Consider the following 26012-nt stretch of genomic DNA (forward strand, 5'->3'; position numbering starts at 1 on the left):
AATATTGTGAAAAAAGTAAAAGAATTTAAACTAATAACTGCATCATTATTCGCTGTAATTTTAATATTTTCATATTTTAGTATGAATGCTTTTGCAGCATCTGCATCCAGTACAAAGAAATCTGTAACTATTAATGGTGTTTCATATTCGTATTGGTCCACTGTAGAAACTAATTCATTACAAACTACCGGATTTGGCGTTATCTCAACTGTATCTGGGAATAATGTTCCAACAGGATACATGGGTGTAGAATCAAATCTTTATAATTCTGCTGGAACTCGTGTAGATGGTGGTGCATTTTACTATAATTCGATACCAGCTGCAGGAATAAAAGATGGTTCAGCAATAACTAATAAAAGTGGAACTTATTATTCAAAAGCTAGAATGCAATTTTACAATGGTAATGGATATAGTACGTACACAAGTTATGCATCACCTAAAGTCCAATTTTCATTAGCGTCTATTCCTGTGATTCCAGATAAAGCTTATGAAGTTAATGAAAATGGTTTATCTTATGGATCAGATTTTTATTCAGAGTCACAAGAAGATAGTCCAGACCTTATACGAGTGATTGGAAAAAATGGTATTGAAGGTTACGTTTATTCTAAGAATATTAATCTAAACTTTAATAATCTTTCTGAAGTGTTAGATCACATTAATTCTGGTCAATCAAATTATACAATACCAGTTTATAAAGTAGACGGAACTACAGTTGTGGATACTTTTGAAATTACTAGAAACGAAGGTAATATTGAATATATTCAAGATAGCGAGAAATAGTAATATATTTGTAGATAAGATATCAGGCTTTTATGAATGCATTCCAGATTATAAGAGTAAGTAAAAATACAAAAATAAATACTCATTAAGTAATTTGCTATTGTAAAATATTATATTTAAAGAACGGACACTATCCTTGAGGATAGCGTCATTTTTATTTTAAGGAAATTTTCAAAAATGGAAATTTCTAAATGAAGGACATAGTATATGCTCTTCTAAAAATGAGTAGAGAAGAATTATAACTAGAGGGGGAGCATTAATGAAGAAAACTATAATTGGCGGAATTATTACAGCAATCTCTAAAGAAATAGCAGTAAATATTTTAAATGATTTAGAAGGAACCGATATCACGGTAAGTCAAATACAAGCAGGATTTAATGCAGGGGTTGAAGGTAAAAAAATAACAAATAATATTCGTGCATTTTCTAGCTATAGTCCTGAATTCAAATCAACATATATGGATATCTATATCATGAAATAATGATTATTAAAATGATGGATGCTCTAAATATCAGAGTCATCCATCATTTTTTATTTGTTAAGCAAGGAGGGCACAATCTCTTAAATGAATTTTTTACCTACCCAATGAGCGAAAAGTAATACAGGGACAATTAGAATACTTAAAGGCAAGGAAATCCATATCGTTTGCCAACTAATAATTTCATAATGAAGCATCGCAGGAAATAAATATAAACTATAAGGAATGATAATGATAACAGAAGTAATGGCTCCGGGTGTAATTGAACGAAGAAGAATAGATTGACCGATATGAGTAAAAGCATGTAAAAAGAATACGAGTTGCACAGTTGTAAATAAATAAATATCACCAAAAGGTTCGCCTAGTACATAACGACTTGCAAGAATCGTTGAAATACTAACGAACAGGAAGACTACTAGAACGGCGACAGTAAATTGAGCTGTTGTCATTGAAAACTGTTTAACAATTTGCTCCGCCATTTTTTTAGGCAAAAGCGTGAATATCTTTGATTTATTTCGAGCTAACCATTTTTCCACCATAATAATCTCTTCAAAATCATGAAAAATAAATAAAATTGGAAATAGCCAAATTAACGTTAATAAATAACCCCAATGCTCCATAAACGTGCTCCTTTATTTTGATTTAAACAGACCACAACAATAATGTTCCTATATTTACCATAACTTTTCAATCGAAATTGTGAAAGTATCGTAATTCAAACATTTCGGAAATTTCAAACTACTTATTGACTGAATGCTCATTCATCTCTTAGAATAAAAGTATAGATATACGTTTCGTAGTGGATGGAAAACTAGCATTATATTTAAGTCTAATAGGGGTAATAAATAGCCAATTATATTGGGGAGACAAGAGAGGGAGACAAGATGAGTCCTTTATTAATTGCAAACTGGGTATTCTTCATTTTAGTAGTGTTTTATGCTTTAGGATTATTTATCTATTTATTAAAGACAAGATATGAATATGTAAAGCTAGGAAAAAAAGAAGAATTCAATGACAGTGTCAAAGAGCGACTTGAAAAAATTTGGGTTAATGTTTTTGGACAAAAGAAATTATTAAAAGATCCTAAGAGTGGTCTTATTCATGTATTTTTCTTCTATGGTTTTATATTAGTTCAATTTGGTGCGATCGATTTCATTTGGAAAGGACTAGCACCTGGTTCTCATTTGCCGCTAGGGCCACTCTATGAAGTGTTTACTTTATTTGAGGAGTTCGTAGCCGCAATAATTTTATTTGCTGTTTGTTGGGCATTTTACCGACGTTATATTGAAAAGCTTGTTCGTTTAAAACGCGGATGGAAAAATGGACTAGTGTTAATTTTTATTGGCGGTTTAATGGTATCGACATTAGTTGGCAACGCAATGAGCATGATTTGGCAAGGACATGGCTTTACAGGAAGTGAACCAATTGCTTCGAGTATCGCAGCGGTATTTGGATTCTTACCTCCAACAGCTGCTGCGGTAGTCTTTTATGCTATGTGGTGGGTTCATTTACTTATCTTATTAACATTCTTAGTATATGTTCCACAGTCGAAGCACTTCCACTTAATCGCAGGTCCAGTCAATGTTTATTTTCATCGACTTGATCGTGCTGGTACACTCCGTCCGATTAACTTTGAAGCGATGGAGGAAATGGAAGACGAAGAAGAAATGCCATCTTTTGGTGTTGGTAAAATTCAAGATTTCACTCAAAAGCAATTAATAGATTTATATGCTTGTGTTGAATGTGGGCGTTGTACAAACATGTGTCCAGCTACTGGAACAGGGAAAATGCTTTCACCAATGGATTTAATCGTCAAATTACGAGACCACCTTACGAATACTGGGGCAGTGGTGACAAAGAAAAAACCTTGGGTACCTGCTTCATTCTTTAGAAATACAAATGGCAATCAACTTGCTATGGCAGCAGGAGCAGAAGGTGCAATAATTGAGGATATTTACAGTCCATCTTTAATCGGAGATGTTATTACGGAAGAAGAGATTTGGGCATGTACAACTTGCCGTAACTGTGAAGATCAATGCCCTGTAATGAATGAGCATGTTGATAAAATTATTGATCTTCGTCGTTACTTAACAATGACAGAAGGAAAAGTAAACTCTGACGCACAACGCGCTATGAATAATATTGAACGTCAAGGAAATCCTTGGGGACTTAATCGTAAAGAAAAGGAAAACTGGCGTGATCTTGATCCAACAGTCACTATTCCAACAGTGAAAGAAGCAAATAAATCTGGAGAAGGCTTTGAATATTTATTCTGGGTTGGCTCAATGGGTGCATTTGATAGTCGTTCACAAAAAATTGCATTATCCTTTGCTCGATTATTGAATGAGGCAGGCGTGAAGTTTGCAATTTTAGGTAATAAGGAAAAGAACTCTGGGGATACGCCAAGACGTTTAGGAAATGAATTCTTATTCCAAGAACTTGCTACTGCAAACATCGATGAGTTTGAAAAAAACGATGTAAAGAAAATCGTCACAATCGATCCGCATGCATACAATATATTTAAAAATGAATACAAAGATTTCGGTTGGGAAGGCGAAGTTTACCATCACACAGAGTTATTGTATGACTTAGTGGAACAAGATAAATTAACGTTAAACCATCGTGTGGAAGAAACAATCGTATTCCATGATTCATGTTACTTAGGTCGATATAACGACGTTTATGATCCGCCACGTGAAATTTTAAGATCCATTCCAGGTGTGAAGTTAGTAGAAATGGAACGTAACCGTGAAACAGCAATGTGCTGTGGAGCAGGTGGAGGATTAATGTGGATGGAAGAGCATGTTGGTAATCGAATTAACGTCGCTCGTACTGAACAAGCATTAGCGACAAACGCATCGGTCATTTCTTCAGGCTGTCCATACTGCTTAACAATGCTTTCTGACGGTACAAAGGCAAAAGAAGTAGAAGATAAAGTAGGCACATACGATGTTGTAGAATTACTAGAACGCTCCGTCTTTGGAGAGCAATTGAATAAGTTGGAAGAAGCTGTGATGTAAGTAACCATTTTGAAGTGAGTAAATTAGCAATAATCTTCATTCTTTACGATCAAAGTCATCTAAGTAAAAATGGGAGTTCTAAAACACTCCCATTTTTCATAAATATTATCCGAGCGAGCGTTCAGTCAATTGAGCGTCTGAACACGTAGCGGTGAGACGCTCAATTTGCGACGAGGATAGCGAAGCGACGCAGGAGCAAATTGGTATAAAACTGAAATTGAGTCATCGAATTTGCGACGAGGATGGTGCCATCTGTGATGTGACCACCGCAGTAGCACATGGTTTTGACTCAACTGAAATTGAGTCATTTTGTTTGCGACGAGGAACCACTGCAACGCAAGAGCGTACAAAATTTTATCTATAACTCTATGAATCCAGAAAATCGTTTACTAGTTTAAACAAATAATATAGGGGTGGAAAAATGAACAAAACAGTTATTTTAGATGGGGCAAGAACTGCTTTTGGAAAATTTGGTGGTGCATTATCGGCACTATCAGCAAGTGATTTAGGTGGTATTGCCATCAAAGGTGCATTAGAAAAAGCAAAGGTAAAACCTGAGGAAGTAAATGAAGTAATGATGGGTACTGTCTTACAAGGGGGACAGGGACAGATTCCTTCACGCCAAGCAGCTTCCAAAGCTGGTATTCCATTTAACGTGAAAACAGAAACGATTAACAAAGTATGCGCATCCGGTATGCGAAGTGTTACGTTAGCAGATCAATTAATTCGCCTAGGGGAAGAGGAAGTTATCGTTGCAGGTGGCATGGAATCGATGTCAAATGCCCCTTACTATTTACCAAAAGGACGTTGGGGTCTTCGAATGGGTGACGCAACATTAATCGATGGCATGGTATATGATGGACTATCCTGTGCATTCCATCCAAACAATGTTCATATGGGAACTTATGGCAATAGCACAGCGAGCGAGTTCCAATTAACAAGAGAGCAACAAGATAGCTGGGCATTGCGAAGTCATACATTAGCACTACAAGCGATGGAATCTGGAAAATTTGCAGAAGAAATAGTGCCTGTTGAATTGAAAGGACGTAAAGGAGATATCACACTAGTTGAAACAGATGAAGCGCCTAGAAAAGACTCTTCTTTGGAAGCGTTATCAAAACTTAGACCAGCCTTCGATAAAGAAGGAACGGTTACAGCAGGGAATGCCCCTGGTGTAAATGACGGAGCATGCGCAATGGTTCTAATGAGCGAGGAAAAAGCTGAAAGAGAAGGTCGTACACCACTTGCTACAATAGTTGCTCACGCAGAAGTAGGTGTGGACCCTAAGGACTTCCCACAAACGCCAGGGCTAGTCATTAACGAAATATTAAAGAAAACAGGTAAATCTATCGAAGAAATCGATTTAATTGAAATTAACGAAGCATTTGCAGCTGTTGCATTAGTAAGTAATCAAATTGCAGGGATTGACCCTGAAAAAGTAAATGTCAATGGTGGTGCAGTTGCTTTAGGCCATCCAATAGGCGCATCAGGTGCAAGAATTATTTTAACGTTAGCTTATGAATTAAAACGTCGAGGTGGTGGCATTGGCATTGCCGCTATTTGTTCGGGTGGCGGTCAAGGGGATGCCATTATGATTGAAGTACCTAAACAATAATAGATTCACAAGCAATCCTTTCACTAATCGTTTCTTAAAATACTCTGTTTATCACGACTTCAAAGTTTTCTGATGAGGAAGAGAATGATCCCTTCCTTTCGTTCGGAACCTTATGCAGTTTTATTTAACAGTGCAATTAAAATATGGGAGGTAAACGATATGGCAATTCAAAAAGTAATGGTAATCGGTGCTGGACAAATGGGATCAGGCATTGCGCAAGTATGTGCTCAAGCAGGATATGAAGTCATCTTAAATGATATTAAACAAGAGTTTCTAGATCGTGGACTAAATGGCATTACTAAAAATTTAGGTCGTGATGTGGAGAAGGGTCGTAAAACAGAAGAAGAGAAATCGTTAATTTTAAGTCGTATTACCCAATCTCTTGAAACAAAAGATGCCTTTGATGTGGATATTGTCATTGAAGCTGCAACGGAGAATATGGATATTAAACAATCCATCTTTAGAGAAATTGATGCCATTGCACCAATGCATGCAATACTTGCTACTAATACATCTTCCTTACCAATTACTGAAATTGCAGCAGTAACAGAACGCCCTGAGCAAGTAATTGGAATGCATTTTATGAATCCCGTTCCGGTTATGAAGCTAGTAGAAATTATTCGAGGTCTTGCAACAACTGATGAAGTATATAAAGCAGTTGAAGAGATGACAACTTCTTTAGGAAAAACACCAGTTGAAGTAAATGATTTCCCTGGATTTATATCAAATCGAATTTTATTGCCAATGATTAATGAGGCGATTTATGCATTGTATGAAGGGGTTGCAACAAAAGAAGCAATTGATGATGTTATGAAGCTTGGAATGAATCACCCAATGGGACCACTAACGTTAGCTGATTTCATTGGTTTAGATACTTGCTTATACATTATGGAAATTCTTCATGAAGGATTAGGAGATAGTAAATATCGTCCGTGCCCGTTGCTTCGGAAGTATGTGGCGGCTGGTTGGTTGGGTCGAAAATCAGGTCGAGGCTTCTACGTCTATGACATCTAGGGAGTGACTCTGTATGGATTTGCAAATGACGAAAGAGCAAATCATGGTTCGAGATATGATCCGGGATTTTGCTCAGTCGGAAATTACACCATTTATTGAAAACATGGAGCAAGGTGAGTTTCCGACACCTATCCTAAAAAAAATGGGAGATCTCGGGCTAATGGGGATGACTACACCAGAAAACTTAGGTGGAGCAGGAATGGATTTCACTTCCTATATCTTAGCAATTAATGAACTTTCAAAAGTAAGCGCTGTCGTAGCTGTTATTTTATCTGTTCATACATCTGTCGGGACAAATCCGATTCTATATTTCGGTAGTGAAGAGCAAAAGAAAAAATATATTCCGAAATTAGCAAGCGGTGAATTTTTAGGTGCCTTCTGTTTAACAGAACCAGGTGCTGGATCAGATGCGGCATCACTTAAAACACGTGCAGTAAAAGACGGCGACCATTATATTCTCAATGGTTCAAAGGTGTTTATTACAAATGGTGGAAAAGCGGATGTTTACATTGTATTTGCTTCTACCAACCCAGAAAAAGGTCCCCGTGGGATATCTGCATTCATCGTTGAAAAAGATACACCTGGCTTAATTATCGGGAAAAATGAAGAAAAGATGGGGCTTCACGGCTCAAAAACCGTACAGCTTACCTTTGAAAATATGAAAATCTCAGATAGTCAGTTATTAGGTGAGGAAAATCATGGGTTCAAAATTGCTATGGCTAATTTAGAGGTTGGACGTATTGGAATTGCAGCACAAGCTCTTGGGATTGCAGAAGCTGCTTTTGAAGCAGCTGTTGACTATGCAAAGGGGCGAATTCAGTTTGGTAAGCCAATTGCCACTCAACAAGGAGTAGGCTTCAAACTGGCAGATATGGCAACTCAAATAGAGGCTGCTCGATTACTCGTCTATAAAGCCGCTGATTTAAAAACAAGAGGCCTATCCTGTGCGAAAGAGGCATCAATGGCAAAATTATTTGCTTCAAGAACCGCCGTTAAAGTAACGACAGAGGCGATTCAAGTGTTTGGTGGGTACGGATATACAAAGGATTATCCGGTAGAGCGATTTTTCCGTGACGCAAAAATTACTGAAATCTATGAAGGTACAAGTGAAATCCAAAAGATTGTCATTAGCAAAAATTTATATAAGTAAGTGTTTCATAAAGAAAACTACGACCAAATACCAAGCATAAGTTTTTTTAAAACTTCGAACAAAGGGTTGTATATAAAAAATTACACTGGGGGTAGGAATATGAACTTTCAATTATCAGAAGAACATGAACAATTACGAGAAATGATCAGAGACTTTGCACTAAATGAAGTAGCACCAACTGCTGCAGAAAGAGATGAAAACGAAGCATTCGATCGCAAAATTTGGGATAAAATGGCTGAACTCGGCTTAACAGGAATTCCGTGGCCAGAAGAATACGGGGGAGCGGGGTTCGACTACTTAGCTTATGCAATCGCAGTTGAAGAACTTTCCAGAGTTTGTGCATCAACAGGGGTAACGTTATCAGCACACACTTCATTAGCGGGTTGGCCACTTTATAAATTTGGCACAGAGGAACAAAAACAAACATACTTACGCCCAATGGCAGAAGGTAAAAAAATCGGTGCTTATTGTTTAACAGAACCAGGCTCAGGCAGTGATGCAGGTGGGATGACAACAAATGCTAGACTTGAAGGTGATGAATATGTTTTAAACGGATCGAAAATTTTCATTACCAATGGTGGAGAGGCTGAAATTTATATAGTTTTTGCAGTTACTGATCCGTCCTCAAAACATAAAGGAACAAGTGCGTTTATTGTTGAATCAAGCTTCCCAGGATTTAAAGTTGGGAAAAAAGAAAAGAAAATGGGCATTCGTTCTTCACCGACTACGGAAATTATTTTTGATAATTGTCGTGTTCCAAAAGAAAATCTACTTGGAGAAGAAGGGGAAGGCTTCATCATCGCGATGAAAACGCTAGACGGTGGTCGAAATGGAATCGCAGCACAAGCGGTAGGTATTGCTCAAGGTGCTTTAGATGCCGCTGTTGGCTATGCAAAAGAACGTGTTCAATTTGGAAAGCCAATCGTTGCAAACCAAGGTGTGTCATTTAAATTAGCAGATATGGCGACAGCGATAGAAGCTTCTAGACTTCTTACGTATCAAGCTGCTTGGTTAGAATCAAATAATTTACCATATGGGAAGGAGTCTGCAATGGCGAAATTAATGGCAGGCGACACAGCGATGTCTGTCACAACAGATGCAGTACAAATTTTTGGGGGCTATGGCTATACAAAAGAATATCCAGTCGAGCGCTATATGCGTGATGCCAAAATCACTCAAATATACGAGGGAACACAAGAGATTCAACGTCTTGTCATCTCCCGTATGATAACAAAATAAAAATGGCTCAAAAAAATAAAATTGTCGTTCAGACATCAGTAAAAGATGAAAGTCTAATTGAATTAAGAAGGCAGCAAATTATAGGTGGGGCTGTCAAACTTTTTAAAGAAAAGGGCTTTCATCGAGCGACAACGAGAGAAATCGCAAAATCGGCTGGATTTAGTATTGGGACGTTGTATGAATACATTCGCACAAAAGAAGATGTCCTCTATTTAGTATGTGATCATATTTATGATGAAGTGAAACAGCAACTAGCGGGCATTACAACTCATTCAGGAACCCTTGGAGAATTGAAGCACGCTATTAAACAATATTTTAAATTGATTGATAGTATGATAGATGAATTTACAATCATGTATCAAGAAACAAAATCGCTTTCAAAAGAAGCGATGCATTACGTATTTGAAAAGGAATTAGGGATGGTTAGCTTCTTTGAACAAATTATTAAAAACTGTATGCCATCTGGGGGGAAGGCATTAACAGATGATGAAATCTTCCTTGTAGCAAATCAAATTGTTGTTCAAGGGCAAGCTTGGGCCTTTCGTAAGTGGACACTTCAAAAACGATACACGCTAGAAGAATACACTAATGCTCAAACAAAACTATTGCTTTCAGGGATGATACATCTACAAGAAGAAGAGTAAGAAGCTCATTACACCGCTAATAAGCATATATCTATTGCTTGTCATTAGCGGTGTTTATTCATAACAGGTACTAATGATGCACGCGACATTGAATCTGTATGCAAATGTTGATTCTGACACAACTCACAAAGGAATTGCACAATGTTTACGTTAAGAAAGGGGTAAGACGTATGGTGAAATTAGAGAAAGAACAAGCAGAACTAGGGGTATATCGTCCAAAACATCATGTTCGGTTTGTAACTGCTTCGAGCTTGTTTGATGGGCATGATGTATCCGTTAATATTATGAGAAGAATTTTACAAGCAAGTGGCGCAGAGGTGATACACCTTGGTCATAACCGTTCTGTAGAAGAGGTTGTGAATACAGCAATACAGGAGGATGCACAAGGCATTGCAGTTTCATCTTATCAAGGTGGTCATATGGAATACTTTAAATATATGTATGACCTGCTCCAACAAAAGGGAGCACCCCATATTAAAATATATGGCGGTGGTGGCGGAGTAATTCTGCCACGAGAGATTAAAGAGCTCCATGAATACGGAATCGCTGGCATTTTCTCACCGGAAGATGGCATGAAATTAGGTCTTCAAGGAATGATTAATAAACAGATTGAAGGAGCAGATTTTTCAACATTAACAGGGAATTATTTGGAGCTTCTAAATGAGCTTTCGACAGAGAGACCAGAAATTGTAGCAAACTTAATTACAGCAGCTGAAATCGGTGGTTCTGAAGAAATCGCTCAGCTCATAATCGAAGCGAAAAAAATAGCACAAAAAACACCGGTTATCGGTATTACTGGTACAGGTGGTGCAGGAAAATCATCCTTAACTGATGAATTGATTCTTCGGTTCCTACGAGAGTTCCCTGATAAGAAGGTTGCTATTATTTCAGTTGATCCAACAAAGCAAAAAACGGGTGGCGCCTTACTTGGTGACCGCATACGTATGAATGCCATATTCAATGATCGGGTTTATATGCGCAGTCTTGCCACGAGAGGGTCAAGAACAGAATTATCCGACTCTATCGGCGATGTGCTAACGATTGTTAAAGCGGCAGGATATGACCTAATCATTGTTGAAACGAGTGGTATTGGTCAAGGGGATGCAGAAATTACAAAATATACAGATCTTTCAATGTATGTGATGACGAGCGAATTCGGTGCACCAACGCAGCTTGAAAAGATCGATATGATTGATTATGCAGATTTGATCGTTATAAATAAATTTGAGAAAAAAGGTTCTGAAGATGCCCTTAGACAGGTACAAAAGCAATACCAAAGATCCCACGGCTTATGGAATGAAAGCTTAGATCGTATGCCCGTTTACGGTACGATTGCAAGTCAATTTAATGATAAAGGAACGAATGCATTATTTGCTGCCCTTATTTCGAAGATAAATGAAAAGCTCCAATACAATTGGCAAACTTCCTTTGACCAGTTTGTGAAAACACAAAAACAAGACGTAATTATTCCAAATAACCGAAGATACTATTTAAGAGAAATTGCTGAAACGGTTCGCAATTACCATAAGCACGCAGCACAACAAGTAGAGCTTGCTCGAAAGCTATATCAATTAGAAGGTACGATTGAAACGGTCCGTACACAAACACCAGATGCCGATGCTTTATTAGCTTCATTGACATCATTAGCAGAAGGTGTGAAAAGCCAACTAACTCAGCAATCGATCCGCATTATCGAAAACTGGGAAAAATTAAAGGAAGCCTATTCAGGTGATGAATTTGTTACAAAAGTACGGGATAAAGAAATACGAACAATCCTAACAACAACTTCTTTATCTGGTACAAAGATTCCTAAAATTTCATTACCAAAGTTTAAAGATTATGGTGAAATTCTACGATGGGTATATGCAGAAAATGTACCTGGCGAGTTTCCATATACAGCTGGTGTATTTCCATTCAAACGTGAAGGGGAAGATCCAAAGCGCCAATTTGCAGGGGAGGGTACACCAGAACGAACAAATAAACGATTCCATTATCTATCTAAGGATGACGATGCAAAACGGCTTTCAACTGCCTTTGATTCTGTAACATTGTACGGCGAAGACCCAGATTACAGACCGGATATTTACGGAAAAGTTGGGGAGTCTGGTGTTAGTGTTTGTACGTTAGAGGATATGAAAAAGCTCTATGATGGATTCGACTTATGTGCACCTAGTACTTCCGTTTCAATGACTATTAATGGTCCAGCACCTATTATATTAGCGATGTTCCTAAATACAGCGATTGATCAGCAAGTACGCCAAAAAGAACAAGAGCTTGGTAGACCGCTTTCGTTGGATGAATTTACAGAAGTGCGGGAAAAAACATTGCAGGTTGTGCGCGGGACAGTACAGGCGGATATTTTAAAAGAAGATCAAGGACAAAATACTTGTATCTTCTCTACGGAATTTGCACTTCGTATGATGGGAGACATTCAACAATACTTCATTGATCATAAAGTAAGAAATTATTATTCAGTATCGATTTCTGGCTATCATATTGCAGAAGCTGGTGCTAATCCAATATCTCAGCTTGCATTTACACTTGCAAATGGTTTCACATATGTTGAGTATTATTTAAGTCGAGGTATGAATATTGATGACTTTGCACCAAATCTTTCATTCTTCTTCTCTAATGGGCTAGATCCTGAGTATACAGTAATTGGTCGAGTAGCTCGTCGTATTTGGTCAATTGTCATGCGCGATAAATACGGAGCAAATGAACGGTCTCAAAAATTGAAATATCATATCCAAACTTCTGGACGCTCCCTTCATGCACAAGAGATGGATTTCAATGATATACGCACTACTCTACAAGCTTTGATGGCATTGCAAGATAATTGCAATTCATTGCATACAAATGCTTATGATGAAGCGATCACAACACCAACGGAAGAATCGGTTCGCCGTGCGATGGCAATCCAGCTTATTATTACGAAGGAACATGGTTTATCGAAAAATGAAAATCCAATGCAAGGTGCCTTTATTATTGAAGAGCTTACAGACTTAGTAGAACAAGCAGTGTTGGACGAATTTGAACGGATTAATGATCGTGGTGGCGTATTAGGCGCGATGGAAACTCAATATCAGCGCGGGAAAATTCAAGAAGAATCCATGTATTACGAGCAATTAAAGCATACTGGACAATTACCGATTATTGGCGTCAATACCTACTTGAATCCGAATCCGAAAACAGAAGAAGAGATAAATTCATTACAAGTGGCACGTGCTTCGAAAGAAGAAAAGGAGCTTCAAATTCATAATTTAAGAGATTTCCAAAAAACACATGAAGGTAAATGCGAAGAAGCCTTGAACAAATTAAAAGAAGTAGCACTGTCCGGTGGAAATATATTTGCACAATTAATGGAAACAGTGAGAGTAGCAAGTCTAGGACAAATTACAAAAGCTTTATATGAGGTTGGCGGAAAATATAGAAGAAATATGTAATAAATAAAAGTAGTCTAACGGTGTGTTGTTATTACTATGATAAATACAAAGATATAATTATCTTATAGTAATATTAAAGGCAGGCTATAGCTTTTGAAACCAATTTTTCACAAGATCACAGTACTTGCATCTATCATTGCCGCCTTTCTTCTGTATAATAGTGGAATGGGTGCTATTCCTTTATATATTACCTGTATATTTTTTTCATTTTTGGAATAGTAGCGATATATAAAATAAAAAACAATAAATCAAACTAGCATAGTATATGATACTTTGTATATAATGGGTATTATTGTTAAGATTACTTTAGCGAAGCTTAAATGTAATGTATTAGAGAAAGGACGTGCACGAATTGAACCTTCGTGAAATGACAAAAGAACAATTAGCAGAGGAATCGTTAATTGACCTAGCATATGCACTGTTAGAAGAAAAAAAATCACCTATCCCGTTTACGGATTTATTAAAAGAAATTCAAAACTTAAATGGTGCTTCTGATGAAGAAATCCAAAAATATTTAGTACAATTTTACACAGATATGAACATTGATGGTCGTTTTTTACTTAATCAGGAAACTCAATGGGGTCTTCGTGAATGGTACAAAGTGGAGACTATCGAAGAAGAAACAGCACCAACAGTTAAATCACGTAAGAAAAAATCAAAATCTGCTCTTCTTGATGATGAAGAAGAAATCGAAATTGATGAAGACGATTTAGTATTCGAGGAAGACTTCGAAGAGTTTGTTGAGGAAGAGATAGCTGACGATGATGAAGAAGAAATCGATGATGAGGATATCGATTTCGATGAAGACATAGATGCAATAGACTCTGACGTGGATGTTGAAGTCGATGTAGATGAAGAAATCGACGATGATTTAATCGATGACGAAGAAGCATTTATCATTGATGATGAAGAAGAGGAACTAGATGAAGAAGATGTAGAGGAAGAAGAATAAATTATTTTGAACCTTGCGCTTTATATCGGTAATTTCAAGTTTTGTCACTTTTTCATTCTGAAATGACTTGACTTCTTTATATGATACGTTTAATCTTTTACTTGGGCTCCATTAGAAATGGAGATTGGCCGTGATTATTCAAAGCTCCCCCTGCAACATATGCAGGAGGAGCTTTTTTGTTTTTTAGCTCGGTAATATTTTATTTGTTGATGAAAGTTGATAGTCGTAAAATGCTAAGGTGAAGTAACGAATACGCGTCCGACTAAGTTAATTTTGGAAACGAAAATCAACAATATAGTAAGTTTCAGAGCTTTATTTATAAAAGCAAGGTATCACAACTTCGTATCAAAAATACTTGTACATAGTGCTGTGTACCTTGTGCAAGATAATAAATACACTTATTGTAAAGTGCGCCAAAAACCCTTCCAATCACATCAATGAAAAAATAAAAGAAAAGTAAATAGTGATTCATTGTATAGCTATGAAAAACTCGTGGAAGGTTGCTTATATAAAAGCACGACTCGAGGAACTCAAGGCTTTTCTTATTTTTTAAACGTATAAGAGGAGGATAACAAATGACAAAGTATATTTTCGTAACAGGTGGAGTAGTTTCATCACTAGGGAAGGGAATTGTAGCATCTTCTCTTGGAAGACTATTAAAAAATAGAGGACTACAAGTAACGATTCAAAAATTTGATCCATACTTAAACATTGACCCAGGTACAATGAGTCCATATCAACACGGTGAAGTTTTCGTAACAGATGATGGTGCAGAGGCTGACTTAGACTTAGGTCACTATGAACGTTTCATCGATATTAATTTAGGTAAGCACTCGACAGTAACTTCTGGACGTGTATACCAATCGGTTCTTGCAAAAGAACGTCGTGGTGATTACAACGGTAAAACGGTACAAGTTATTCCTCATGTAACAAATGAAATTAAAGACCGTATTCAACGCGCAGGCCGTGAAACAAACGCAGATATCGTTATTACAGAGGTAGGCGGTACTGTTGGTGATATCGAGTCTTTACCATTCTTAGAGGCGATTCGCCAAATGAAATCCGACCTTGGCCATAACAATGTTATGTATGTTCACTGTACTTTAATTCCGTACATTGCAGCTGCTGGGGAATTAAAAACAAAACCAACTCAACATTCAGTGAAGGAATTACGTTCACTTGGAATTCAACCAAACATTATTGTAGTTCGTACAGAGCACCCTGTTTCTCAAGAAATGAAAGAGAAGTTAGCTTTATTCTGTGATGTAACGCCTCGAGATATTATTGAGTCCCGTGATGCAAATTATTTATACGAGATTCCTCTAAACCTTCATGCTCAAGATTTTGATGATATCGTTTTAGAACACTTCCGCATTGAAGCACCAGAAGCGAATATGGAAGAATGGAAAGAGCTTGTTGATAAAGTTGCCAATTTAAAACATAAAACACGCATTGCTCTTGTTGGGAAATATGTAGAGCTACAAGATGCGTACATTTCAGTTGTAGAAGCATTGAAACATGCTGGCTATGTTTATAATTCTGATATCGAAGTTGACTGGATCAATGCTGAAGATGTAACAGAAGAAAATGTTCATGAGTTATTAAATACTGCAGACGGGATACTTATTCCAGGTGGATTCGGAGACCGTGGTATCGAGGGGAAAATCTCAGCAATTAAATATGCCCGTGAAAATGATGTGCCATTATTAGGGATTTGTTTAGGTATGCAACTTGCATCTATCGAATTTGCTCGTAACGTATTAGGTCTAAAAGGGGCACATACTACTGAGATTGATAAAGAAACACCATACCCAATTATCGACTTCTTACCAGATCAAAGTGATGACATCGATTTAGGTGGTACATTACGTTTAGGACTATATCCTTGTAAATTAAAAGAAGGCTCTCGTGCGATGGAAGCTTATAATGACGAACTAGTATACGAACGTCACCGTCATCGTTATGAATTCAATAATGAATTCCGTGAAGCAATGGAAGCTGAAGGTCTTGTATTCTCAGGGACAAGCCCAGATAATAAACTAGTTGAAATTATCGAATTACCAGAGAAAAAATTCTTCGTGGCATGTCAATTCCACCCAGAATTTGTATCTCGTCCACAACGCCCGCAACCATTATTCCGTGAGTTCGTTGGCGCAGCATTTAATAATAAAAAATAAAATCTCTCTTTTTAGTAAAAGGGAATCTTTAAATTCTCAATGATTGAAACGAAAAAAGGCTATTTTCCAAACCATTCAGTTTGGAGAGTAGCCTTTTTATAATATTTAATCTAGATTTAATTTTAATTGTTTAAAATAGATAAAATTGAATTCAAAAAGAACTAGAGAAGTTCATCATCGGTAAAAATCATTTCATCATAGCTTAATTTTATCGCTTCATAAACAAACAATGCAGCTATTAAATGAGGGATCACGGTTCTTTCACCAAGTTTTGTAGGATGTGGTAAAATACCACCACGAATTTTCATAGAAACATACGTATAGGCCAACTCGCTTAATTCGTTTGTTTCACTTGCTGGTTCACTTGCCACAACCGCAAAAGGAATAAACTCATCATTCAGCTTTTTAGCCAGCTGAAGGGCATCTGCATTTTGACAGCTTTTTGTAAAAATACAAACACGATCAACATCCGTAATTTCAACATCCTTTGACCATTTCACGAGCTTATAAAAAGGTTCTGTACTATGTAATGCATTAAATTCTACTGGCTCTAAATTATCAAAACATGCAAAATAAATGTTTCCTTCACCAACGGATGCCTGTGCAAGCAGTCGTGCCGTTTCTTCTATAACTTCTTCCTCGCTTTGAGAAATTCTTTGTAATAATCCTGTTAATTGGGTAGTAAGTATTTTCAAAATTATGCCACCTTTCGACTTTATTATATAAAGTTATTTTGATAAAAACAAAATTTCTATACTTAATAAAACAAAATCCCACGAAAAATTATATTATTTTATTTTTTTCGACTATATTAAAAGATATATATAAAATAGTTGTTATAAAAATGTTTAGGGTACCAGAAAAAAGGGAATTAAAGGAATTGGATTGAATATATCGAATATTATATTAAATCAGGAATGTTGGGGGCAATGAAGGTGAAGGAATTATTAATTGTAGATGACAATCGTGGTATAAGAATGTTGCTGGAAGAGGTCTTTAGTAAAGATGGATATTTAGTTCATCTAGCTACAAATGGTGCGGAGGCTATTAGTATTGCAGAAAATAAGGATATTCATTGTGTCTTACTAGATATGAAATTACCTGACATGAACGGCATTGAAATATTGAAAACCATCGTACAATTCAAAAAAAATCTACCTTTCATCATGATGTCTGCCTATGCAGAGCAAGATTTAATAGAAAAAGCGAAAAATAATGGAGCTATTCATTTCATAACAAAACCCTTTAATATCCATGAATTAAAAGAGTTAGTTAGCAAATTTATTAAAAGTCATTCAGAATTACGGGTTAATGAAATTATTTAGAAGTTCATGTCACTATGTTTACATTTATTAAAGATTGACGGAAAATATTTACAATGAATATATTATGAATTTGAGGGAAACGCTTTATTTCGTGAATAAAGTTTGGGACGCTAAACATATTTATTACAATTATTAAGATATTTTTACACAAATTTGAAGGCTGTGGTTATTGTTCTAGTATTTCAATCGGCAGCTTTATAAGTGATATTATTGGGGAATATGTCAAAATGATTTCATTATTTAAGCTAGTATTAAAAAGGTGCACGAAAGCTGATAAAACGCCTTTCATATGAAAAACGGACGCCTCCATACGACTTGTGAGGCGTCCGCCTTTTTGATATGATGATATGGAATATTACACAAATAATTCTATCTTCAGGAGGATTTTCATAATGCCATTAGTATCGATGAAAGAAATGTTAATAAAAGCAAAAAATGAAGGGTATGCTGTAGGTCAGTTCAATATTAATAACCTGGAATTTACTCAAGCAATTTTACAAGCGGCAGAAGAAGAAAAATCTCCAGTGATCCTTGGTGTATCTGAAGGCGCAGGAAAATATATGGGTGGATTTGTTGCGGTGGTTCATATGGTTAAAGGCTTAATGGAAAGCTATAAAATCACAGTGCCTGTTGCCATTCATTTAGACCACGGTTCAAGTTTTGATAAATGTAAAGAAGCAGTAGATGCAGGATTTACTTCAGTTATGATTGATGCTTCACATCATCCGTTTGAAGAAAACGTAAAAATTACAAAAGAAGTAGTCGAATATGCACATGCAAATAATGTTTCAGTAGAAGCTGAGCTTGGTACAGTTGGCGGTGACGAAGATGGGGTAATCGGAGGAATTATCTACGCGAACCCAGAGGAATGTAAAGCGCTTGTTGAACAAACAGCTATCGATTGCCTAGCACCTGCTTTAGGTTCTGTTCACGGTCCTTACAAAGGTGAACCAAACCTAGGATTTGCTGAAATGGAGGAAATCTCAAATTTAACTGATTTACCTCTTGTTTTACACGGTGGAACTGGTATCCCAACAAAAGATATTCAACGTTCTATTTCATTGGGTACAGCTAAAATTAATGTAAATACTGAAAACCAAATTGCAGCAACAAAAGTAATTCGCGAAATTTTAGAAAATGACAAAAAAGTTTACGACCCACGCAAATATTTAGGTCCAGCTCGTGAAGCTATTAAAACAACAGTTATTGGAAAAATGCGCGAATTTGGTAGCTCTCAAAAAGCGTAATAAATAATATATAAAGAATGCAGTAAAATTTATCCCGCATTAACAGGTGCTATTTTCCAAAGTTATTAAACGAGAGTGGAGAAAGTGCCTGTAATGCCCGATTGGTTCGGCCCAACACAAAGTTGGTCACTTAGGTGTTGCCCTAAAGGCAATTTGCGACGAGTAAAAGCGCATCGACCATGAGCAGGACATGGCGGTTTAATTTAGCCTAAGTTCCAAATATTAGTGATGAAGCGGAATAAATTTGTATTTTCCTTTCACAACTATTGCTCCTTGATGCCACCCTATGTGATAGAACCCCACTCACTAAATTATCGTTTCACTTTATTATTAAACGAATTACGTGTATTATCCATAAATAACATGGCACGTATGCTAATAAGATTTTTTCATTCACAAAATGAAATGTAATATATATGCAAAAGAAGTGTTTGATGAAAAAAGAACCTTTACTGGTTTTTAAATCGTTTTTTAAATAGAATAGGGGGCATAAAAATGAAATTTTTTATAGATACAGCAAATTTTGATGAAATAACTGAAGCACATTCTTGGGGTATTATCTCAGGAGTGACAACAAATCCTTCATTAGTTGCAAAGGAAGAGAACATTTCTTTCCACGATCGTCTTCGTGAAATTGCAGAACTAGTCGATGGATCTGTAAGTGGTGAAGTCATTTCACTAGATGCTGAAGGTATGATTAAAGAAGGTCTTGAATTAGCAAACATTGCACCAAATATCACAGTAAAATTACCAATGACACCAGAAGGTTTGAAAGCGTGTAAATACTTTTCTGAAAAAGGTATTAAAACGAACGTGACATTAATTTTTAGTGCAAACCAAGCATTAATGGCAGCACGTGCGGGCGCTACATATGTTTCGCCGTTTATTGGCCGATTAGATGATATTGGGCAAAGTGGGAGTGAATTAATATCAACAATTGCGGATATTTTTGCAATTCATGATATTCAGACTGAGATTATTGCAGCGTCTATTCGTCACCCGCAGCATATTACTGATGCAGCATTGGCAGGAGCAGACATTGCAACAACTCCTTTTAAGGTATTGAAACAATTATTCCATCATCCACTAACTGACAAAGGAATTGAAGCCTTTTTAGCGGATTGGAAAAAGCGCGAAGGACAATAATATTATTAAGTGAAATAAAAAAATTTATGTAAAGAAAAACTCGTATCGTACCGAAAAGTAAAGCAATTGCCTAAAAATAATTGCATAGGTACACATACAAAAATTGAAGAAGTTGACTATAATAAGAGAAACTTTCCAATTACGAGGGAGAAGGCGTTATGGATGTTTATAAAATCATTGGCGAGAATCGTCTAAAAGGTACAGTAAAAGTCAGCGGTGCCAAAAATAGTGCAGTCGCGTTAATCCCAGCATCAATCTTGGCGAATTCTCCAGTAACAATTGGAGGAATACCTGAAATTGCTGATGCTTGGACGCTTAAAGCACTATTAGAAGAAATCGGTGGAGAAGTAGCTTTTGACAACGGACAAATGACCATTGATCCGACGAATATGCTTGCAATCCCTTTACCAAATGGCAATGTAAAGAAACTACGTGCTTCTTATTATTTAATGGGGGCAATGCTTGGGCGATTTAAAAAAGCAGTAGTTGGTTTGCCTGGAGGTTGTTTTTTAGGACCACGTCCGATTGATCAACATATTAAAGGGTTTGAAGCATTAGGAGCAAAGGTTACCAATGAGCATGGTGCAATTTATTTGCGTGCAGACGAATTAGTTGGTGCGAAAATATACTTGGACGTAGCAAGTGTTGGTGCAACGATTAATATTATGCTAGCAGCTGTTCGTGCAAAAGGGCGGACGGTTATTGAAAATGCTGCTAAGGAACCAGAAATTATAGATGTAGCAACACTTTTAACAAATATGGGTGCCAATATTAAAGGTGCAGGTACGAGTGTTATCCGTATCGAAGGTGTAGATGAACTTCATGGTACAAAGCATACGATTATACCGGATCGTATAGAGGCCGCAACATTTATGATAATGGCAGCAGCTATTGGCGATGGAATTACGATTGATAACATCATCCCATTACATCTTGAAGCGGTAATTGCAAAACTTCGAGAAATGGGTGTGAAGGTAATGGAAGGAGAAGAAAGTGTCTACATTCCTAGACCAGAAACTCTCCAAGCCGTTGATGTAAAAACATTAGTATATCCTGGATTCCCCACAGATGTTCAACAGCCGCTCTCCGTACTTATGACTCAAGCAGTAGGAGCTTCAAAAGTTACAGATACAATTTATTCGGCTCGTTTTAAACATATCGATGAATTGCGTCGTATGAATGCAATCGCAAAAGTTGAAGGCAATACAGCTGTAATTCAAGGACCAACAAAACTACATGGTTCATCTGTAACCGCTACAGATTTACGAGCAGGTGCAGCGCTTGTATTAGCAGGTCTGATCGCTGAGGGCGAAACCGAGATTCATGATATACACCATATTGAGCGAGGATACAGTTCTTTAATCGAAAAACTAAATTCTCTTGGTGCAAATATTCGCCGTGAAACCATTGCAGTTAGTACGATGGAATTAAAAGATTAAAAATAAAAGTTAAGCAGTTACTGAAGTATGTTACAATAGATGTGACATATAAATGTTCGTTTTTTCGAATAGCAGGAGGCAATTTAGAAATGGAACGTAGTTTAACTATGGAAGTAGTTCGCGTAACAGAAGCAGCTGCCATTGCATCTGCAAAATGGATGGGACGCGGATTGAAAGAAGAAGCAGATGACGCAGCAACAACAGCAATGCGTGCTCTATTTGATACAATTCCAATGCATGGTACGGTTGTAATTGGTGAAGGTGAAATGGATGAAGCACCAATGCTTTATATAGGAGAAGAGCTAGGTCTTCGTAATGGCGGACCTCAAGTGGATATTGCGGTAGACCCTCTTGAAGGAACTAATATCGTAGCAAAAGGTACAAACGGAGCGATGACGGTATTAGCCATTGCAGATCGTGGTAATTTATTAAATGCACCAGATATGTATATGGAAAAACTAGCGGTTGGACCAGAAGCAGCTGGTAAAGTTGATATAACAGCAAGTGTTACTGAAAACTTAATGGCAGTAGCAAAAGCGAAAAACAAAGAAATTTCAGATGTTGTAGCAGTTTTATTAGACCGCCCACGTCATCAACACATTGTAGATGAAATTCGTGCAGCAGGTGCACGTATTAAATTCATTCAAGATGGTGATGTGAGTGCGGCTATTAATACTGCCTTCGATGAAACAGGTATAGACATCATGTTTGGTACTGGTGGTGCTCCAGAAGGTGTTATTTCAGCCGTTGCACTAAAATGTCTAGGCGGAGATTTCCAAGCAAGACTAGTACCAGAAGATGATGCACAAATTGCACGTTGTGAAAAAATGGGCATCGATGTTTCCAAAATACTTTACTTAGACGACTTAGTAAAAGGTGACGATGCAATTTTCGCAGCAACTGCTGTTACGGATAGCGAATTAATGAAAGGTGTTCAATACAAAGGGGCGTACTGCTTAACTAATTCATTAGTTATGCGTGCTAAAACAGGTACAGTTCGCTTTGTTGAAGGACGACACAATATTGATAAAAAACCTAGATATGTAAAATAAACTTCTAAACTAAGATGTCTGATAATATATTTATTTATCAGACATCCTTCCTATAAATCTTTCATATGATTTCCTACGACGACTTCAATTCCAAAAGTGTAGTAATCAAAAATTTAAGTATAATCAAAAATTAATAAGACTGGAGTAATGCTATGACAGCGCATACAATAGCTCAATTAGAAAACATGACTTTAAAAGAGTTATATGCTCTTGCTCGTGATTATAAAATTTCGTATTATAGTAAATTAACAAAAAAAGAATTAATTTTTGCGATATTAAAATCACGTTCAGAACAAGAAGGCTTTTTCTTTATGGAAGGAGTTCTTGAAATTGTTTCAAATGAAGGATTTGGTTTCCTTCGTCCAATTAACTATTCACCATCAAAAGAAGATATTTATATTTCGGCTTCTCAAATTCGCCGTTTTGATCTTCGAAATGGGGACAAGGTATCAGGTAAAGTACGCCCACCAAAAGAAAACGAACGTTACTTTGGTTTATTACAGGTTGATGCAGTAAATGGGGAAGATCCTGAAATTGCTAAGGAACGTGTTCACTTTCCAGCACTTACACCACTTTATCCAGACCGTCAGATTAAACTTGAAACTGAACCGAATAAAGTATCAACTCGCATCATGGATTTAGTTGCACCTGTTGGTTTTGGGCAACGTGGCTTAATTGTCGCACCTCCAAAGGCAGGTAAAACATCTCTATTAAAGGAAATTGCTAATGCGATTACAACCAACTATCCAGAAGCGGAGTTAATCGTATTACTCATCGATGAACGACCTGAAGAAGTAACAGATATTGAACGCTCCGTTAATGCGGATGTTGTAAGTTCGACATTTGATGAACTTCCTGAAAATCATGTAAAAGTAGCGGAGCTTGTTCTTGAACGTGCTCGTCGCTTAGTTGAACATAAACGAGACGTTATCATTTTAATGGATTCTATTACACGCTTAGCCCGTGCTTATAACTTAGTTATTCCTCCAAGTGGACGAACTCTTTCAGGTGGTATTGATCCAGCAGCATTCCACAGACCGAAACGCTTCTTTGGATCGGCTCGTAATATTGAAGATGGCGGTAGCCTAACAATTTTAGCTACAGCACTTGTAGATACGGGTTCACGTATGGATGAAGTGATTTACGAGGAATTCAAAGGTACAGGGAACTTAGAGCTGCATTTAGATCGTCATTTAGCAGAACGTCGTGTATTCCCAGCGCTTGATATTCGTCGATCAGGTACACGTAAGGAAGAATTGCTTATCCCGGCTGAACAATTGGAAAAGCTATGGGGAATTCGCAGAACCTTCACCGATGCGCCTGACTTCACAGAACGCTTCTTAAAGAAACTTCGCGCCTCAAAAACAAACGAAGAATTTTTCGAAAAGCTAAATGAAGAGATGAAAAAAGCAACGAAAGGGAAAGGGTTAATTTAAAGTTCCTTTTTCCGATAATGTTGTACAAGTATTCTATGCGATCTAAACGAGAGTTAAGTGATCATTTAAGTGTGACAAAGTAATAGACTAAAACAATGTATAGCAGTATATAATTGAACAGGAATAATCTTCTTCTTGCAATCATTATTTATTCTTGCTATAATTTTTCAGGTATGCAACGTGTGCATATGTAACTGGCATATTCGGGTTATGTAAGGCACAGTTCGAATAAAAACTCTGTTCCAGATGGTTCAGGGCGAGAGGAGAAAACGAATATGAAACAAGGAATTCATCCAGATTACAAAACTGCAACAGTAACATGCTCTTGCGGTAACTCATTCCAAACTGGTTCAGTAAAAGAAAGCATCACTGTAGAGTTCTGCAACGAATGCCACCCATTCTATACTGGACGTCAAAAATTCGCGGCTGCTGATGGTCGTGTGGATCGTTTCAACAAAAAATACGGTCTTAAATAAGATTGACCTAAAACAAAACGTCTGCCACAAAATCGTGGCGGACGTTTTTTCTAGTTTTGATAGTCTTGTTTGGTGCTGAGTAAAGGGTTAATCCTGGAAATATCAGGAAAAACCTAGCGCTGAATGGACAAAAGTAGCATCTGAGCGGACAAAATGAACGTCTGAATGGACAAAAAATATGAGTGTGGACAAAACCTGACGCTGAATGGACAAACCCATGTCTGAGTGGACAAAACCCATGTCTGAGCGGACAAAATGAACGTCTGAATGGACAAAAAATATGAGTGTGGACAAAACCAGACGCTGAATGGACAAACCCACCTACTGAATGGACAAAAAACTACTTTTAAAAGTATCCAGACCAATAGTGAAAGGTTACATCGTGATATAAATGCTATCACTAATAGTACTATTACAATTAATCCATTGCAGACATCTTAAATAACGATAAAATGAATAAAGTAAGATCATCCTAAGAAAGAGGTAGTTTTGATGGCGCAATTATTCTTCAAACATGGAGCTATGAATAGCGGAAAATCTATTGAAATTCTAAAAGTTGCACATAATTATGAAGAGCAGAACAAACCTGTATTAATCTTTACATCTGGTATTGATGATCGAGATGAAGTTGGCTATGTTTCTAGTCGAATTGGTTTGCGCAGAAAAGCAATTCCAGTTTTTGAAGAGACAGATATTTTTGAATACGTAAAAAATCACCAAGAACAAAATGGATTGCTTCACTGTATCCTAGTCGATGAAGTTCAATTTTTAAAGAAAGAACAAATCCTACAGCTAACAAAAATTGTTGATGATCTTAATATTCCTGTGATGGGATTCGGGTTGAAAAATGATTTCCAAAACGAACTTTTTGAAGGTAGCCGCTACATGCTTATATACTCGGATAAAATCGAGGAAATGAAAACGATTTGTTGGTTCTGTCACAAAAAGGCGACGATGAATCTGCGAGTTGATGAAAATAATAAACCAATTTATACAGGCGAACAAATCCATATCGCTGGAAATGATACATACTATCCAGTTTGCCGTAAATGTCATGCCAATCCGCCACTTTAAAAGTTAGAAAGAAATGAAAAGAGATGGACTCATTGATTAACTTCTATGAAGGGTAAATTTACGATTTGATCGGATAGATGAAGGATTGGGGCGTATAATCTTGCTTTTGAGCACAATTGAAATTTGAATGTAATCAATCATTTATTTTGATCACATACTTCTCCAATACGAGCACATAAATTAATGATTGGAGCGCTAGTATCCGGTTATTGAGCGGAAGATACTCCCATTGGATCACATAGAGAAATTTTGGGCGTATACAAATATCATTCGAGCGGATAACACCCTTATTGGATCACATAGAA

The 26012-nt window shown here is 36.9% G+C and carries 21 protein-coding genes; 19 read left to right on the forward strand and 2 right to left on the reverse strand.

Going from position 1 to position 26012, the window contains the following annotated elements:
* Window positions 1–6: 6 nt before the first annotated feature.
* Together CD30_RS01150 and CD30_RS01155 are read left to right on the forward strand one after the other, a co-directional pair.
* On the forward strand, window positions 7–780 hold the full coding sequence (locus CD30_RS01150) for a hypothetical protein (RefSeq protein ID WP_036171198.1): 774 nt from the start codon (window positions 7–9) through the stop codon (window positions 778–780).
* Window positions 781–1039: 259 nt separating this feature from the next.
* Entirely contained in the window at window positions 1040–1261 is a 222-nt protein-coding gene (locus CD30_RS01155) for a hypothetical protein (RefSeq protein ID WP_036171203.1), read from the forward strand.
* 80 nt (window positions 1262–1341) lie between these two features.
* On the opposite strand, the gene CD30_RS01160 is transcribed toward CD30_RS01155, so the two are convergent.
* Entirely contained in the window at window positions 1342–1878 is a 537-nt protein-coding gene (locus tag CD30_RS01160) for an HXXEE domain-containing protein (protein WP_036171206.1), read from the reverse strand.
* A 264-nt stretch (window positions 1879–2142) separates the two neighbouring features.
* Between CD30_RS01160 and CD30_RS01165 the strand changes: the two genes are divergently transcribed.
* From CD30_RS01165 to CD30_RS01205, 9 genes are all read left to right on the forward strand, one after another.
* A complete protein-coding gene (locus tag CD30_RS01165) occupies window positions 2143–4278 on the forward strand; it encodes a (Fe-S)-binding protein (protein WP_036171209.1) in 2136 nt (711 codons plus the stop codon).
* 421 nt (window positions 4279–4699) lie between these two features.
* Entirely contained in the window at window positions 4700–5893 is a 1194-nt protein-coding gene (locus CD30_RS01170) for an acetyl-CoA C-acetyltransferase (protein ID WP_036171212.1), read from the forward strand.
* Between the two features lie 159 nt (window positions 5894–6052).
* Window positions 6053–6907 carry a 3-hydroxybutyryl-CoA dehydrogenase gene (locus tag CD30_RS01175; RefSeq protein ID WP_036171463.1) on the forward strand — a complete coding sequence of 285 codons (855 nt, stop codon included), beginning with the start codon at window positions 6053–6055 and terminating at the stop codon, window positions 6905–6907.
* A gap of 13 nt (window positions 6908–6920) precedes the next feature.
* Entirely contained in the window at window positions 6921–8057 is a 1137-nt protein-coding gene (locus CD30_RS01180) for an acyl-CoA dehydrogenase (RefSeq protein ID WP_036171216.1), read from the forward strand.
* Window positions 8058–8156: 99 nt separating this feature from the next.
* Complete coding sequence (locus CD30_RS01185) at window positions 8157–9296, forward strand: acyl-CoA dehydrogenase (protein ID WP_036171218.1); 1140 nt, start codon at window positions 8157–8159, stop codon at window positions 9294–9296.
* Between the two features lie 2 nt (window positions 9297–9298).
* Complete coding sequence (locus CD30_RS01190; protein ID WP_036171221.1) at window positions 9299–9940, forward strand: TetR/AcrR family transcriptional regulator; 642 nt, start codon at window positions 9299–9301, stop codon at window positions 9938–9940.
* Between the two features lie 170 nt (window positions 9941–10110).
* Window positions 10111–13383, forward strand: a complete 3273-nt coding sequence (icmF, locus tag CD30_RS01195; RefSeq protein WP_036171224.1) for a fused isobutyryl-CoA mutase/GTPase IcmF — start codon at window positions 10111–10113, stop codon at window positions 13381–13383.
* 352 nt (window positions 13384–13735) lie between these two features.
* A complete protein-coding gene (rpoE, locus tag CD30_RS01200; RefSeq protein WP_170933628.1) occupies window positions 13736–14335 on the forward strand; it encodes a DNA-directed RNA polymerase subunit delta in 600 nt (199 codons plus the stop codon).
* A 575-nt stretch (window positions 14336–14910) separates the two neighbouring features.
* A complete protein-coding gene (locus CD30_RS01205) occupies window positions 14911–16512 on the forward strand; it encodes a CTP synthase (RefSeq protein WP_036171233.1) in 1602 nt (533 codons plus the stop codon).
* Between the two features lie 161 nt (window positions 16513–16673).
* On the opposite strand, the gene CD30_RS01210 is transcribed toward CD30_RS01205, so the two are convergent.
* Window positions 16674–17210 (reverse strand): DUF2529 family protein, encoded by a 537-nt coding sequence (locus CD30_RS01210; protein ID WP_036171235.1) that lies wholly within the window; start codon window positions 17208–17210, stop codon window positions 16674–16676.
* 231 nt (window positions 17211–17441) lie between these two features.
* Between CD30_RS01210 and CD30_RS01215 the strand changes: the two genes are divergently transcribed.
* The 8 genes from CD30_RS01215 (at window position 17442) to CD30_RS01250 (ending at window position 25707) form a co-directional block, all read left to right on the forward strand.
* Window positions 17442–17837, forward strand: coding sequence for a response regulator (locus tag CD30_RS01215; protein WP_235801984.1), 396 nt, complete (start codon window positions 17442–17444; stop codon window positions 17835–17837).
* A gap of 392 nt (window positions 17838–18229) precedes the next feature.
* Window positions 18230–19084, forward strand: coding sequence for a class II fructose-bisphosphate aldolase (locus CD30_RS01220; protein ID WP_036171241.1), 855 nt, complete (start codon window positions 18230–18232; stop codon window positions 19082–19084).
* 495 nt (window positions 19085–19579) lie between these two features.
* Window positions 19580–20230 carry a fructose-6-phosphate aldolase gene (fsa, locus tag CD30_RS01225; protein WP_036171245.1) on the forward strand — a complete coding sequence of 217 codons (651 nt, stop codon included), beginning with the start codon at window positions 19580–19582 and terminating at the stop codon, window positions 20228–20230.
* Between the two features lie 158 nt (window positions 20231–20388).
* Window positions 20389–21669: a UDP-N-acetylglucosamine 1-carboxyvinyltransferase gene (locus CD30_RS01230; protein WP_036171248.1), complete on the forward strand. Its 1281-nt coding sequence runs from the start codon at window positions 20389–20391 to the stop codon at window positions 21667–21669.
* Between the two features lie 89 nt (window positions 21670–21758).
* Window positions 21759–22721 carry a class II fructose-bisphosphatase gene (glpX, locus tag CD30_RS01235; protein WP_036171251.1) on the forward strand — a complete coding sequence of 321 codons (963 nt, stop codon included), beginning with the start codon at window positions 21759–21761 and terminating at the stop codon, window positions 22719–22721.
* Between the two features lie 152 nt (window positions 22722–22873).
* The gene (gene rho / locus CD30_RS01240) at window positions 22874–24157 is read left to right on the forward strand and encodes a transcription termination factor Rho (RefSeq protein WP_036171254.1); all 1284 of its coding nucleotides are present in this window, start codon (window positions 22874–22876) and stop codon (window positions 24155–24157) included.
* 275 nt (window positions 24158–24432) lie between these two features.
* A complete protein-coding gene (gene rpmE, locus CD30_RS01245) occupies window positions 24433–24633 on the forward strand; it encodes a 50S ribosomal protein L31 (RefSeq protein ID WP_036171257.1) in 201 nt (66 codons plus the stop codon).
* A 492-nt stretch (window positions 24634–25125) separates the two neighbouring features.
* A complete protein-coding gene (locus CD30_RS01250; RefSeq protein WP_036171260.1) occupies window positions 25126–25707 on the forward strand; it encodes a thymidine kinase in 582 nt (193 codons plus the stop codon).
* The last annotated feature ends 305 nt before the right edge of the window (window positions 25708–26012 follow it).

This window comes from Ureibacillus massiliensis 4400831 = CIP 108448 = CCUG 49529 (assembly GCF_000772965.1).
Classification (GTDB): domain Bacteria; phylum Bacillota; class Bacilli; order Bacillales_A; family Planococcaceae; genus Ureibacillus; species Ureibacillus massiliensis.

Bases quoted from the DNA above. Each gene is read 5' to 3' on its own strand.
- CD30_RS01155 (WP_036171203.1), top strand. From the start codon at position 1,040: ATGAAGAAAACTATAATTGGCGGAATTATTACAGCAATCTCTAAAGAA.
- CD30_RS01160 (WP_036171206.1), bottom strand. From the start codon at position 1,878: ATGGAGCATTGGGGTTATTTATTAACGTTAATTTGGCTATTTCCAATT.
- CD30_RS01165 (WP_036171209.1), top strand. From the start codon at position 2,143: ATGAGTCCTTTATTAATTGCAAACTGGGTATTCTTCATTTTAGTAGTG.
- CD30_RS01170 (WP_036171212.1), top strand. From the start codon at position 4,700: ATGAACAAAACAGTTATTTTAGATGGGGCAAGAACTGCTTTTGGAAAA.
- CD30_RS01175 (WP_036171463.1), top strand. From the start codon at position 6,053: ATGGCAATTCAAAAAGTAATGGTAATCGGTGCTGGACAAATGGGATCA.
- CD30_RS01180 (WP_036171216.1), top strand. From the start codon at position 6,921: ATGGATTTGCAAATGACGAAAGAGCAAATCATGGTTCGAGATATGATC.
- CD30_RS01185 (WP_036171218.1), top strand. From the start codon at position 8,157: ATGAACTTTCAATTATCAGAAGAACATGAACAATTACGAGAAATGATC.
- CD30_RS01190 (WP_036171221.1), top strand. From the start codon at position 9,299: ATGGCTCAAAAAAATAAAATTGTCGTTCAGACATCAGTAAAAGATGAA.
- icmF (WP_036171224.1), top strand. From the start codon at position 10,111: ATGGTGAAATTAGAGAAAGAACAAGCAGAACTAGGGGTATATCGTCCA.
- CD30_RS01205 (WP_036171233.1), top strand. From the start codon at position 14,911: ATGACAAAGTATATTTTCGTAACAGGTGGAGTAGTTTCATCACTAGGG.
- CD30_RS01215 (WP_235801984.1), top strand. From the start codon at position 17,442: ATGAAGGTGAAGGAATTATTAATTGTAGATGACAATCGTGGTATAAGA.
- CD30_RS01220 (WP_036171241.1), top strand. From the start codon at position 18,230: ATGCCATTAGTATCGATGAAAGAAATGTTAATAAAAGCAAAAAATGAA.
- fsa (WP_036171245.1), top strand. From the start codon at position 19,580: ATGAAATTTTTTATAGATACAGCAAATTTTGATGAAATAACTGAAGCA.
- CD30_RS01230 (WP_036171248.1), top strand. From the start codon at position 20,389: ATGGATGTTTATAAAATCATTGGCGAGAATCGTCTAAAAGGTACAGTA.
- glpX (WP_036171251.1), top strand. From the start codon at position 21,759: ATGGAACGTAGTTTAACTATGGAAGTAGTTCGCGTAACAGAAGCAGCT.
- rho (WP_036171254.1), top strand. From the start codon at position 22,874: ATGACAGCGCATACAATAGCTCAATTAGAAAACATGACTTTAAAAGAG.
- rpmE (WP_036171257.1), top strand. From the start codon at position 24,433: ATGAAACAAGGAATTCATCCAGATTACAAAACTGCAACAGTAACATGC.
- CD30_RS01250 (WP_036171260.1), top strand. From the start codon at position 25,126: ATGGCGCAATTATTCTTCAAACATGGAGCTATGAATAGCGGAAAATCT.